At 69.6% G+C, this 13,044-nt stretch carries 12 protein-coding genes; 8 read left to right on the top strand and 4 right to left on the bottom strand.

Features of this window, described 5'->3' with window-relative positions; translation table 11 throughout:
- Window positions 1-107: 107 nt before the first annotated feature.
- Window positions 108-734, bottom strand: a complete 627-nt coding sequence (locus DMC61_RS03555; protein ID WP_125687124.1) for a GNAT family N-acetyltransferase — start codon at window positions 732-734, stop codon at window positions 108-110.
- A gap of 74 nt (window positions 735-808) precedes the next feature.
- On the opposite strand from DMC61_RS03555, the gene DMC61_RS03550 reads away from it, so the two are divergent.
- Both DMC61_RS03550 and DMC61_RS03545 read left to right on the top strand, forming a co-directional pair.
- Entirely contained in the window at window positions 809-1,501 is a 693-nt protein-coding gene (locus DMC61_RS03550) for a FadR/GntR family transcriptional regulator (RefSeq protein WP_125686746.1), read from the top strand.
- A gap of 77 nt (window positions 1,502-1,578) precedes the next feature.
- Entirely contained in the window at window positions 1,579-2,394 is an 816-nt protein-coding gene (locus tag DMC61_RS03545) for a class I SAM-dependent methyltransferase (protein ID WP_125686744.1), read from the top strand.
- A gap of 50 nt (window positions 2,395-2,444) precedes the next feature.
- Here DMC61_RS03545 and DMC61_RS03540 read toward each other — a convergent pair whose 3' ends face one another.
- Complete coding sequence (locus tag DMC61_RS03540) at window positions 2,445-2,945, bottom strand: FBP domain-containing protein (RefSeq protein ID WP_125686742.1); 501 nt, start codon at window positions 2,943-2,945, stop codon at window positions 2,445-2,447.
- 84 nt (window positions 2,946-3,029) lie between these two features.
- Between DMC61_RS03540 and DMC61_RS03535 the strand changes: the two genes are divergently transcribed.
- On the top strand, window positions 3,030-4,508 hold the full coding sequence (locus DMC61_RS03535) for an adenylate/guanylate cyclase domain-containing protein (protein ID WP_125687122.1): 1,479 nt from the start codon (window positions 3,030-3,032) through the stop codon (window positions 4,506-4,508).
- Here the strand turns inward: DMC61_RS03535 and DMC61_RS03530 are convergent.
- On the bottom strand, window positions 4,495-5,532 hold the full coding sequence (locus tag DMC61_RS03530) for a beta-ketoacyl-ACP synthase III (protein ID WP_125686740.1): 1,038 nt from the start codon (window positions 5,530-5,532) through the stop codon (window positions 4,495-4,497). The genes DMC61_RS03535 and DMC61_RS03530 overlap by 14 nt on opposite strands.
- Before the next feature lie 155 nt (window positions 5,533-5,687).
- Here DMC61_RS03530 and DMC61_RS03525 point away from each other — a divergent pair, with 155 nt between their 5' ends.
- Together DMC61_RS03525 and DMC61_RS03520 are read left to right on the top strand one after the other, a co-directional pair.
- Window positions 5,688-6,161, top strand: coding sequence for an Lrp/AsnC family transcriptional regulator (locus DMC61_RS03525; protein ID WP_016330737.1), 474 nt, complete (start codon window positions 5,688-5,690; stop codon window positions 6,159-6,161).
- Window positions 6,162-6,578: 417 nt separating this feature from the next.
- Complete coding sequence (locus DMC61_RS03520; RefSeq protein ID WP_016330736.1) at window positions 6,579-6,983, top strand: SsgA family sporulation/cell division regulator; 405 nt, start codon at window positions 6,579-6,581, stop codon at window positions 6,981-6,983.
- A gap of 75 nt (window positions 6,984-7,058) precedes the next feature.
- On the opposite strand, the gene DMC61_RS03515 is transcribed toward DMC61_RS03520, so the two are convergent.
- On the bottom strand, window positions 7,059-8,153 hold the full coding sequence (locus DMC61_RS03515) for a S1 family peptidase (protein WP_125686738.1): 1,095 nt from the start codon (window positions 8,151-8,153) through the stop codon (window positions 7,059-7,061).
- 472 nt (window positions 8,154-8,625) lie between these two features.
- On the opposite strand from DMC61_RS03515, the gene DMC61_RS03510 reads away from it, so the two are divergent.
- From DMC61_RS03510 to DMC61_RS03500, 3 genes are all read left to right on the top strand, one after another.
- Entirely contained in the window at window positions 8,626-11,565 is a 2,940-nt protein-coding gene (locus tag DMC61_RS03510) for an AAA family ATPase (protein WP_125687120.1), read from the top strand.
- Between the two features lie 179 nt (window positions 11,566-11,744).
- Window positions 11,745-12,596: an ESX secretion-associated protein EspG gene (locus DMC61_RS03505; protein WP_125686736.1), complete on the top strand. Its 852-nt coding sequence runs from the start codon at window positions 11,745-11,747 to the stop codon at window positions 12,594-12,596.
- Window positions 12,597-12,627: 31 nt separating this feature from the next.
- On the top strand, window positions 12,628-13,038 hold the full coding sequence (locus DMC61_RS03500) for a hypothetical protein (protein WP_063277284.1): 411 nt from the start codon (window positions 12,628-12,630) through the stop codon (window positions 13,036-13,038).
- Window positions 13,039-13,044: the final 6 nt, after the last annotated feature.

Genomic DNA, 13,044 nt, shown 5'->3' with positions numbered 1-13,044 from the left:
AAAGCACTCACGTCCGCACCCTAAGCACCGTTACCTCCTTTCGCGCTGCGGATGTGTCTAGTCGAACATTCAACGAGCCCGTTATGTCCCGTTCGACGGGGAACCATTCAGTTCTCCTCCGGCAGATGGGCCGCGGTGATCTCCGTGGCGACCGTCCAGCCGAGCGTCAGGTACAACGCGCGCCCCTCCTCCGTCGCGACCAGGACAGCCCGCTCCGCCCCGGCGGCGACCGCCACCTCGTCGAGCCTGCGCATCACGAACCGGCCGAGCCCGCGCCGCTGGTGCTCGGGCTCCGTCACGACCTGATCGATCACCGCGGTGCCGCCGGCGATCGCGACCCGGCCGGTGGCCGCGCGCGAACCGTCGGGGGCGCGCACGACGACGTCGGTGACGACGCCGTCGCCGACCAGCTCCGCCCGGTACGGCTCGGGCGCGGCCATGACGGGCCGCAGCGCGATCGGGGCGCTCATCAGGTACTCCGGTGGGCCGACCTCCCACTCCGGCGGCACCGTCTTCGCCACTTCCTCACGGGGACCGCTCACCTTCAACCAAGTTCCGGGCTCGGTCAGCGAACGAGCCCGGCTCGCGACCGATCCGGTGCCCGCCAGCACGTACCGCACGCGATGCCCCGGACGCCCGACGTCGAGCCGGTAACCGTCCGGCTCGGCGACGGGGACGCCGACGCCGCGGGAGAGCGCCCAGCCGTGCACCCATGCCTTGATCAGCCCTGCCACCCCAGTCATCGTCAGAGGATGACATCCCGCACCGACAATTCCGGGCGTCCCGCCGGGCCTGCGAGGATGGGGCCGTGGCCGACGACGAGCGCGAACAGGTGTGGAGTGCGACCGTCGATCATCTGCGCACGATGATCGACTCGGGCAGGCTCCCCGCCGGGTCGAGACTGCCCGCCGAGCGGGCGCTCTGCGAGCAGCTCGGGATCAGCCGCGGTTCGCTGCGGCAGGCGTTGCGGGTGCTGGATTCCATCGGTTACGTGCAGGTGCGGCCGGGTTCGGGCACCTACGTCCGCGAGAACCTCGGCGAACAGCCGTTGCGCGGTTGGTTCTCCGAACACGAGCAGCTGGTCGAGAAGCTCTTCGACCTGCGGACCACGGTCGAGCCGACGCTGGCCGAGCGGCTCGCGCTCGACCACACGCCGCGGGTGCTCGCCCGGCTGGAAAGCACCGTCGACGAGATGGACCAGGCCGCCGCCGACGGCGATATGCTGCGCGTGATCGCGGCCGACGCCGAATTCCACCGGGTGATCGCGGGCAACGCCGGCAACGACGACGTCACCGATCTGCTGCGTTCGGTGCTCGCGCTGGTCGGCGAGGAGCGGCGGGCGGCGCTGCGGCTTCCGGGGCAGATCCGCAAGGCCGTCGACGAGCATCGCGCGATCCTCGAAGCGATCCGCCGGTCGGACGCGGCGGCCGCGAGGGAGATCACCTTGCGGCACCTGCTCGACGCGAAGACCTACGTCCACGACTACACGACCGGGGATTAACGCTCCCTTGATGGCGCGACCGCCCGCGCACGAGTATTATTTTCAGAAGTTTGTGAAACTTCTGACGGGGGTGTGCGGTGGAGAAGGTCCGGTTCACCGAAGAGAAGGCGACGATGCTCGCCACGCTGTACGGCCGGGCGCTCGACGCCCGCAGCGAGAGGCCGATCCTCGGCGACAAGGCCGCCGACGAGGCCGTCAAGCAGATCGACTACGACTTCGCCACGCTGGGCGTGAACGCCGACATGGGGCTGACCGTCGCCCTGCGGGCCAAGCCGTTGGACGACTGGACCGCGTCGTTCCTCCGGGCGCATCCGGACGCGACCGTCGTCCAGCTCGGCTGCGGGATGGACAGCCGCGTGTACCGCGTCGACCCGCCGCCCACGGTGCGATGGTTCGACGTCGACTACCCCGAGGTCGTCGGCCTGCGCGCCCGGATCTATCCCGAACGGGACGGCTACCGGACCATCGGCTCGTCGGTGACGGACTTCGGCTGGATCGACGAGATTCCCTCCGACAAACCCGGTCTGGTGATCGCGGAGGGGCTGACGATGTACCTGCGACCGTCCGAAGGCGAGGAATTGCTGCGGCGGCTGATCGCGCATTTCCCGCAAGGCGGTGAAATGGTCTTCGACATCTTCAGCAGGCTGGGGATCAAACTGCAGAAGCTGAATCCCGTGGTCCGCAAAGCCAACGCGACGCTGTACTGGGGCATCGACGAGATCTCCGAATTGGAGCGGCTCGGGCTGACTCTGGTGTCGAAACTCGACTCGACGGATTACGCGACGCCTGAGGTGAAGGACCGGCTGTCCGCGTCGATGCGGGCACAGCTGTGGTTCGCGGGGCTGTTCCCGGCGTTCAAGAAGATGGGGCGGATCCTGCGGTTCCGGTTCTGAGGCGCGATAGAACGCATTTAGTCCTCTAAATGCGTTCTACCGCAGGCCGATCAGCGTGACTCGAGTACCCGCTCCACGAACCGGTGCAGCTTGTCCTCCAGCCGGAAGACGCGTTCTTCGAGCGACAGCGTTTCCGCCGGCTGCGGCACGTCCGACTTCAGCTCGCCGCGGATGTACTGGCTGCACGCCAGATTCGCGCACGCGTAGATGCCGAGCGTGTTGCCTTCGCGCCCGAGCTTCCCGGCGCGACGGCCGGAGAACAGCGCGATGTCGGACAGCGGGTGTGTCGTCGTGCACAGGCCGCACATGTTGCTCAGCAGGACACGGCCCTTCGGCCGGGGAGCGGCGCGCAGGGACAGCCCGACGGTCTCCCCGCGGTACGGCAGCACCAGATACGCCCGCCCGGCGGCCTTCGGATCACGCCAGCCGAGGAATTCCCTTTTCTCCCAAGGGATCTCTTCGGGCCGGGCGGGCAACGTGACCCCTTTGGCCTCGCCTCGGGTGCAGTTCACGAAGGACGCCCTGATCTCGTCCTGGCCCAGCGGTTCCATACCCGCACGGTAGCCACCGCGTCCGGGAACAGGCGAACCGTTTTCCGCCGGAGGTCATACGATCACCGGGTGCGCGGGAAGACGATGTCGAGCCGGTTCCGGCTGGTGCTCAGGACCAGTCTCGGCTTCGCCGCGCTCGGCGTCGGGTCCAGTGTGTGCGGCGCCGGTGTCGTGGCGTTGCTGCTGCTCCTGCAGGGCCTCCCGAGCGAGGTCGGCGATCGCGGCTGGATCCTCGGCGTCACCGCGGCCGGGATCGTGGCGCTGTCGCTGATCGTCGGCACCGCGTGGACGGCGTGGCTGCAACGGCGCACCGCGGTCTGGTTCGTCTTCGGCCGCCCGCCGACGAAGGCCGAGGCCGCGCGGGCGCTCCGGCTCCCGGTCGACATGGGGATCGTGAGCGGCACGCTCTGGCTGATCGGCACGATCGTGCTCGGTGCACTCGCGCGGGTGCTCGGCTCCTGGATGGACGCGCTCGGGATGGCGCTGGTCATCGGGCTCGGCGGGCTGACCACGGTCGGTCTCACCTATCTCGCCGCGGAATGGGTCGCCCGCCCGGTGATGACGATCGCGCTCAAGGTGACCCCGCCGAAGGGGACGCTCAAGGTCACCGTGCTGACCAGGGTGGTCGTCACCTGGTCGCTGGCGAGCGGGGTCCCGTTCCTCGGGGTGCTGCTGGTGGCCACGCCGCCGGACCTCGGGCAGGGTGACCACGTCGCGAGCCTGATCATGATTTCGGTGATCGGGCTGGGGGTCGGCGCGATCGGGACGGGCCTGCTCGCGAAGGCCGTCGCGACCCCGTTGCACCGCCTGCGGATAGCGCTCGACGAGATCGCCCGCGGCAACAAGGAGGTCGTGGTCGAGGTCGACGACTCCAGTGAGATCGGCCTGCTGCAGACGTCGGTCAACGACCTCGCCGCCGGGCTGCGCGAGCAGGAGCGGATGCGGGACCTCTTCGGCAGGCACGTCGGGGACGAGGTCGCACGGCACGCGCTCGAGTACGGCGCCTCCCTTTCGGGTGACGTGCGCGAGGTGACGGCGCTGTTCGTGGACGTCGTCGATTCGACGGCCTTGGCGAGCCGCACCCCGCCCGAGGACCTGGTGAAGATGCTCAACCGGTTCTTCACCAGCGTGGTGCACGCGGTCGGGGCACGGGGCGGGCTGGTCAACAAGTTCCAGGGTGACGCCGCGCTCTGCGTCTTCGGCGCCCCGACCCGGCTCGCGGACGCGCCGACGGCGGCGCTCTCGGCCGCGCGGGCGATCAGGGACGCCGTCCAGGAGACCGGCGAGCTCGACCTCGGCATCGGCGTCGCGAGCGGCCGGGTCTTCGCCGGTCAGCTGGGCACCAGCAGCCGGTTCGAGTACACCGTCATCGGCGACGCGGTGAACGAGGCCGCGCGCCTGACCGAGTACGCGAAAGCCGCCGGCGGCCGGATCCTGGCGAGCGAAGCGGTGCTCAAAGCGGCCTTGGAGAGCGAGCGCTCGCACTGGGAGCCGTACGCGGAGCTGGAACTGCGCGGGCGTCAGGAACCGACGCACGCCTGGGCGGCGCTCAGCCAGGAATGACGTCCGGCCAGCGCAGCAACGTCGAACCCCAGGTCAGCCCGGCCCCGAACGCCCCCATCACGACGCGGTGCCCCGGCTGGAGCGCCCCGTCCTTGGCCGCGTCGGCCAGCGCGATCGGGATGGACGCCGCGCTCGTGTTGCCCACCTTCTCGATGTTCGAATACATCACGTCTTCCGCGAGCCCGAGCTGTTTCGCGCAGGTCTGCAGGATGCGGATGTTGGCCTGGTGCCCGATGAACCGGTCGACGTCGCCGACCATCCAGCCCGCGGAATCGAGCACCGCGCGCGCCGACTGGACCATCCGGGCGCAGGCGTGCCGGAAGACGGTCTGGCCCTGCATCACCAGATAGTGGTCACGCGGGTCGTCTGAGCGGCGGTTCTTCGCGCCACCCGCCTCGACCCAGAGCAGTTCGGCGAGTTCGCCCTCGCTGTGCAGGTCGAACGGTCCGAGTGCGCCGAGTTCGCCGGGGTCGCCCGCGCGCAGCAGGACGGCGCCCGCGCCGTCGCCGAAGATAGGCACCGTGCCGCGGTCTCCGGGGTCGATGAGCGAGGTGAAGACGTCGGCGCCGATCACCAGCACCCGCCGCGCGATACCGGCCGCGATCAGCCCGGCGCCGGTGCCGAGCCCGTAGACGAACCCGCTGCACACGGCGTTGACGTCGAAGGCGGCGACGCCGTTCAGCCCCAGCTTCGTCGCGACCTGCGGCGCGCTGGCCGGGCACAGCTGGTCGGCCGTCGACGTCGCGAGCACGACCGCGTCCGCCTCGGTCTCCCCGGCCGAGGCCAGCGCCCGTCGTCCCGCCTCGACGGCGAGATCCACAGTGGACGTCCCGGGATCGACGACCCGGCGCTCGGCGATGCCGGTGCGCGAGCGGATCCACTCATCGGAGGTGTCCAGCCGCTGGGCGATCTCCTCGTTGCCCACCACGCGCGGAGGCAGCCAAGAGCCGAGACCGGCGAGAACGGCCGCCTGAGATGAGGGCACCAAGAAATCCTTTCGCGGGGCAAAGGGGAGGTCTGCCATTCACTTGTAAGCGCTACCATTCAGTAGACCCGTCAGTTGTGTTCCGGGTCACAATTCAAAGAATTCTCACCTTCGCCCGGCGGCGTGACCGACGCCGCGCGAGGGCGCGATCAAAGAACAGGCGCCGGGGAGAGCCGTCCGGTTAGCCTGACCTGGTGCACACACCCGACCTCGACCGCCTGGACGTCGCCATCCTCGCCTGCCTGCAGTCCGACGCCCGCACGATCGCCGAGCACATCGGGGCGAAGGTGGGCCTGTCGGCGGCGGCCGTGCAGCGGCGGATCAAGCGGCTGCGCGAGACCGGGGTGATCGAACGCGAGGTGGCGGTGCTGTCACCGCGGGCGCTCGGGCTGTCGATGACCTTCGTGGTGATGGTCGAGATGGAACGGGAGAACCTCGCGGTGCTCGACGGGTTCCGCCGTCAGGTGCTCGCGGACGACAACGTCCAGCAGTGCTACTACGTCACCGGCAACGCCGACTTCGTGCTCGTGGTGACCTGCCGGGACATGGCGGATTTCGAGACGTTCACGCGGCGGATGTTCTTCGACAACCCGAACGTGCGGCACTTCACGACGTCGGTGGCGATGGACCGGGTCAAGACCGGGCTGTCCCTGCCGCTGGAGCCCTGAAGGACGCTTTCCCCGCTGCTGGTTACAGAGGCGCGGCGTGAGCAAAGGCGTGACTCGCGTGATCAGACGCGTAACTCGCGTGATCAGGCGCGTGACTCGCGTGTTTGGATGCCGCACACGGTGTTCCGCCGCCGATCACGCGAGTTACGGCTTCGATCACGTGAGTGCGGCGCCGCGTCACACGACCACCGGCTCCAAAGAGGACAGTCCGGTCGCGAACTCGCCACCCCTGACCTCGTCACCACGGGTATCCGCCCGGACGCAAGGGGTCTGTGCCCGGCGTTACACCACTATGGACATATGCAGCCGATAGCGTGAACGTCGCGACAGTCGCGTCATCCGGCCCGTGTCCGGCCATCTCCTCCCCGAGACGAAAAGTTCGCGCCGCGCGAACCACGAGAGCACTGAGGAGTGGCCGTGCACACCGACGCAATTCACCAGAGCCAGTTCGTTCTGCTGAACAACAGCAGCACGCCCGTTCTCTCCCGCCTGTCCTTCCACGCCGGCGAACCCTTCGCGGTCACCGTGTCGTTCCGGACCGAGCGCGGCCGGTGGGTCGAGTGGACCTTCGCGCGTGAGCTGCTCGTCACCGGCCTCACCGACCCCGCCGGGCTCGGCGACGTCCGCGTCCGCCCCGACCTCTCCGAGGACGAGGCGATGCTGACGCTCGAAATCGAGTCACCCGACGGTTATGCGTCGTTCGAGCTGGAGCGTGAGGACGTCGAGACGTTCCTCGAGTCCACCTACGACCTGGTCCCGCTCGGGTCCGAGAGCGAGCACTTCGACGTCGAAGCGCTGATCGAGGAGATCAGCAACGTCTGAGAACTTTCCCGCGGCACGAAAACGAAGGGCGGCCCGAGTGCGCTGGAGGCACTCGGTCCGCCCTTCGTCCTATGCTCAGCCGAGGACCAGCGAGGTCCCGGTCGCGGACAACGCCGGCCGCACCGGGAAGAAGTAGGTCACCGAGCTGTTGCCGCCGGACAGCATGCCCTGCGCCTGGTTGCCGGCGATGAACGAGCCGCCCGAGTCGCCCGCCTGCGAGCGGACGTTGGTGGCGGTCATGCCGTAGACCGTGCCTTCGGCGTAGCGGACGGTCTGGTTCTTGGCGCCGACGGTGCCGCAGGTCCAGCCGGTGGTCGAGCCCGACTTGCAGACCGAAGCGCCGGTGGCGGCCTCGCTCGAACCGCTCACCCGGGTGCCGTTGTTGATGACCCCGCGCGGCGTCCAGTTGCTGTTGACCCGGACGTGGCCGTAGTCGTTCCCGGGGAAGCTGGCGCGGGCGAACGAGCCCATCGCGACCCGGTTGTAACCGGTCACCGTGCCCGGGCCACAGTGCCCGGCGGTGAGGAAGCCGCCGTTCACCGAGAAGCCGATCGAGCACCGCGAAGAGCTGTTGATGTAGTAGGCGTCACCGCCGCGGACGTCGTACTTCAGGGTCGGCACCGAAGTGGTCTCGACCACCGCGACGGCGGCCTTGTCCACCTTGGCCTTCTCCAGGTACGAGTCGACGACGCCGCTCTTGCCCGGCAGGACGTTCACCGTCACCCGGTTGGTCTTCGTGTCCACACCCCAGCCGGTGATCGCGCCGTCCGCCGCGCGCTCACTCGCGTTCAGTCTGTCCACAGTGGAATCGAGCTGGGCGGCCGAGAAGCGGACCAGTTCAGCTTCCGCGCCACTGGCGAGGACCTGGCCGAGTTTCGCCGCGTCCGTGACGCCGACGCGGAGCTTGCCGGTGGCCTCGTTGTAGCTCGCGCCGCCGAAGCTGCCGGCGAGCGCCGAGGCGAGTGCCTGTTCGAGCGTGCCGGCGGCGGTCTCGCTCTGGATCCGGGCGAGTGCCTGGTCGGCGGTCAGGCCGAGGTCCCGTTGCAGGGCGGGGACCATCTCGGCGTTGAGCAGAGTGTTCGAGGTCGCTGCCGCGGGGGTACCCGTGACGAGCGCGCCGGTGGCCAATGCTGCCGTGGCGGCCACACCGAGGAGCTTCGTGATCTTCATGCTTCTCCCTCGTCATCACGCACGGCTCCGGTTCGCCATGCGATAGCCCTCCCCTGACGGGTGAGGGTTCTGGACTCCGGGGAAGGCCGCAATCCGGGTCGGCGCGGGATAGGTATACCCATTCTTCGGGACCCGAATGCCCTGCTCCACGGGCAGCCACCTAGAGCAGGCACCCGGACGGACACGTCCGTAAGTAGGGTTTCGAGCGAATACCTTGCGTAGTCGTTTCCACCCCCTGAACGTGGGATGAATCGCCGAATCGGGTTGGTGGCCGATGTTTCGGGTGCCTGGTGATTTTCCAACCGACGATCCGTCAGCCAACCGGTGACGCTGCGTCCCCGAACGGCCTCAGGGGGTGCCCGGGGTGTCCGTGTTGGGTGGTTTACGACCCGGTAGGCAGTGCTTAGGCTCCGCAGGACAACGCACAAGATCGTGTCGGGCTCAGCGGGAACTCCACACCGAGGAGCGCATGATGTGGCTTGCCACCCCTCGCCCGACCTCGGTTTCGGTCCGCGCCGGATCGACGGCACTAGTGGGCCGCGACGTCGAGGTCTCGGCGATCGTGAAGATCCTGCTGCGCCGTCCCGCCGCCGTGCTGATCGAAGGCGAACCCGGGATGGGCCGCAGCAGGCTGCTCGAAGAGCTGGCCGGACGTCGCGAGTTCGCGTCCGCCCGGGTGCTTTCGGGCGCCTGCCAGCCGATGCGCGAGCCGTTCCCGTTCGGGCCGGTGCTCGAAGCGCTGCGCTCGGCGGGCGACCGGCCGCTCGGGCCGCTCAGCCCGGTCGCCGGGGTGCTGAGACCCTTGCTGCCCGAACTGGCCGAAAGCCTTCCACCCCAACCGGAACCGCTCGCCGACCCGTGCGCCGAACGCCACCGTCAGTTCCGCGCCGTCCGCGAACTCCTGATCGCCTGCGGGCCCACCCTCGTCCTGATCGACGACCTCCAGTGGGCTGACGAAGGCACCCGTGACCTCCTGCGTTTCCTCGCTGCCGCGATGCCCGCCGAGCTGGCCGTCGTCGCGGCCTACCGGACCGGTTCGCCCTCCGGGCACGGTGCCGGCATCCCGTTCCGCACCCCGCCGAACGTCCAGACCGCCCGCGTGACGCTGGGCCCGCTCGACCTCGACGCCGTCGGGAAGCTCGCGGAGGAACTGCTGGACCTGCCGAGGGTTTCCGCGCCGTTCACCGCGAAGCTGCACGAAAGCACCGCCGGGATCCCGTTCGTGGTCGAGGAGACCCTGCGGGCGCTGCGGGACGCGGCGGGGCGGCTGCCGATCGGCGAAGTGCTGGGCGACCGCCTGCTGGAAAGCCTCGAAGTCCCGATCTCCCTGCGTGAGGCCATCACCGAACGGCTCGACGCGCTGCCCGAACCCGCCGTCCGGCTCGCCCGCGCGGCGGCGGTGCTCGCCGTCCCCTCCGAACCGGGGGTGATCGGCGAACTCGCCTGCCTCGACGGCGACGCCCTCCGCACCGCCCTCTTGTCCACTTTGGACGGCGGGGTGCTCGGCGAACTCGGCGGCGACCGCTACGGCTTCCGGCATCCCTTGGCCCGCAAGGCCGTCTACGACACGATCAGCGGTCCGGAACGGACTCTGCTGCATTCGCGCGCCATCAAGGTGCTCTCCGAGCAGCCCGCCCCGCCGCTGACCCTGCTGGCGAACCATTCGCGCGCGGCGGGCCGGACCGGGCAATGGCGCCACTACGCCGAAGCCGCCGCCGACGAGGCCATCGCCCACGGCGACACCTCGCGCGCCATCGACCTGCTCCAGTCCGTGCTGGCCGAGGCCGGGCTCGGCGAGGACGACATCGCCCGGCTGGCCACGAAGCTCAGCCAGGTCGCGCTGCGCGGGTTCCGCCCGGACGTCATCGAGACACTGGAGCGGATCCTCGAAGACCTCACCGACCTGCGCCCGAGCGTGCGCGGGACGATCCGGCTCAGCCTCGGGATGCTGCTGGTCCGCACGATCGGACGGCTCGGCCGCGGCCGGGTCGAGGTGGAGAAGGCGATCACCGAACTGGTCGACGAGCCGGAGCTGGCCGCGCGCGGGATCAACCTGCTCGCCCAGCCCATCGACGGGCTGACCCCGCTGTCCTGGCACGAGGTCTGGATGGACCGGGCCCGCGAGGTCTTCGACCGGATCGAAGACCCGGAGCTGCGGCTCGCCGTGCTCGGCGACCGGATCTCCACCCAGGCGCATATCGGCGACGGCTCGGCCTGGACCGAGTTCACCGAACTGGCCGACCAGGGTGGCGGGGTGGCCGAACGGGTCCAGCTGGCCCGGCTGTGGTGCAACCTCGCCGACGCGCAGTCCTGGGCCGGGCATCTGACCAGGGCGGAAAAGCTGGTCACGGAGGGGATCCGCCGCGCGACCGACGCCGGCGCGCTCTACGCCGCCGGCCTCGCGCAGGGCACCAGGGTCCGGCTCGACTGGGTGCGCGGTGACTGGTCCGGGCTCGCGGAGGCCACCGAACAGCTCCGCGACGGCTATCCCGATCTGGGCCCGATCGTCATGGAATGCTCGCTCGTCCTCGGCGGGCTGGCCGCCGTGCGCGGGGAATTCGCCGCCGCGCAACGACATCTGGCCGCGGCGAGCGTGCACGCCCCGGAACACGGGCCCATCCCGGTGGTCCTTTCGGCGGCGGGTGTCCTGATCCGGGTGCTCCTCGCGACGGACGACGTCGACGGGGCGTGCGCGGTGGCCGACAACGCCGTCGCGGCGGCCCGGCGCAAGGGTGTCTGGGTGTGGGCGGCGGCGCTGGTCCCCGCCGCGGCCGAGGCCTACACGCGGGCCGGGCGCTGGTCGGAGGCGGACGCCGTGGTCGAGGAATTCGCCCGCGGCGTCGACGGCAAGGATTCGCCGGTCTCCCGGGTCGCGCTGCTCGCCGGCCGGGCGATCCTGCTCGACGCGCGCGGCAAACATCCCGCCGCGGCAACGGTTTTCGACGAGGCCGCGGCCGGTTACGAAGCCCTGCCGATGCCCTATCAGGCCATCGGCGCCCGCGAACGGGCGGCGCTGTGCCGTCTGACCGCCGGACGGCTCGACGCCGGCCGTCTCACCGCGGGTGACCGCAAGGCGATCGAGGAACTCGCGGCGGCCGCGGAGGCCTACGAGCGGCTCGGCGCGACCAGGGACGCCGGCCGCTGCCGCCACCTGCTGCGGGAACACGGCGCGTGGGCACCTTCGCAGCGCGGGCGGCGCGGCTACGGTCAGGAGCTTTCGCCCCGCGAACTCGAGGTCGCGCGCATGCTTTCCGACGGGCGTACGAATCGCGAGATTGCGGACGGATTGTTCCTTTCGCCGCGTACGGTCGAACAGCACGTGGCCAAGGTCCTGCGGAAACTCGGCGCCCGTTCGCGGACCGACGTGGCCCGCCGGATGACGACGTACGCCCCCGCGGCGGCCGACCGGTGACGTGCCGGTGAACGGCCGTTATTCCTTTAGGGGCAAGAAAAGTGCCCGATCGGGCACGGTGATCCATTCCATCGTGTTCAGCCGTGTACGTATGGTTCCGTAGGTTCATGCGCTGTGCTAGTTTGTTTTGGCCATTAACAAAGTCGGGGCCCGCCCCCGTGAGGGAGTAGCGCAGAAGCATGGCTGAGCGAGCCGATTTCGCGCTGGGGACGGTCGAGGCGACAGTGGTCGGGCGGGCGCTTGGCGTCGACGCCCGCTTGTTTCCGTTGCGCGTCCAGAACACTTCGATCGATCCGGAGCGCTACGCCGCGATCGTCCGGAAGGTCTATACCGATCTCGAACAGCGCCGCCTGTCGATCAACGGCGAGCTGAACAAGGCCGTCCGCACCGCGTTCGAGCTGCTCGGGAACCACCGGATCACCGTTTCGATCAACGGTATCGACGGCATCGGCCAGGACATCGCCGTCCTCGCGCTCACCGACGGCAGGCAGGCGCTCGGCATCACGCAGGCCCACGGCGAAGACCTCCTGCAGTTCGCGCTCTTCGACGACGAGGAGCTGGTCGAGGTCCTCTCCGGGGTGCTGCCGCGGATGCGCCCCGCGTCGACCGGCCGCCGCACGCTCGTGCAGAAGGAGGAGCGCGCCGTCTCCGCGATGGCCGCGCGCCGCCAGGCCGAAGCCGAGTTCGACGAGGAAGAGACCGACGCGTTCGGCAACCTCCAGTTCACCGGCGTCGTCCGCGCCCGGCCGGAAGCCGCGGCGCCGCGCAACGACGAGAGCGACGTCGAGGTCTTGGAGAAGGTGCTGTCCGGGACCCGCCTCGGTGGCGGATACATCATCGTGAGCGGGATCGGCCGCCGCGGCGAACGGCTCCGGTCCACGCCGTTGAGCTGGCTCGACACCGAAGACGGCCGGTACCTGATCCGGACCGAGACCGACGAGGCCTCCGGCGCCGTGATCGGGCACTACGAACCGGCGAGTCAGTCGGGCGTGGCGAATTCGATCCGGGACGCCATCGCGGACATCTACTGACCCTTCCTGAATCCGGCGAGAGGACCCTCCGTTGACCGAGGAAGCACAAGAACTGCAGCCGTTGATGGCGGCGCGCAAGGTGGCGTTCGCGAGTGCGCGGCTGAAGGAGATGGCCAAGCAGGGCGGTTTCGCCGTCGACGAGACCACCGGCCAGGAGATGATCCGTTCACTCCAGGGTGTGATCGACAGCCTCGAAGAGCGCTGGAGCGCGCTGACCAAGCTGCAGAAGTCGCCGCCGATGAGCTCCACCGCGACCGCCCGCTGGGTGTCCGAGCACATGCATGGCACCGCGACGGACGCGCAAGGGCTGCTCACCCAGCTCCAGGCCGCTCGCGCCGAGTTCCCCACCTACATCGAGGCGATCGAACTCGCCCAGCGGAACTACCGGGAACGCGACGCGGAGAACCAGCGCGACCTGAAGCGGATCGACACCGAGATCTGAAGGAGA

Origin of the sequence: Amycolatopsis sp. WAC 04169 (genome assembly GCF_003947535.1) — a bacterium.
Lineage (GTDB): Bacteria > Actinomycetota > Actinomycetes > Mycobacteriales > Pseudonocardiaceae > Amycolatopsis > Amycolatopsis keratiniphila.
The sequence above is the reverse complement of the archived record's forward strand: the minus strand, read 5'-3'. Positions and strand labels throughout refer to the sequence as shown.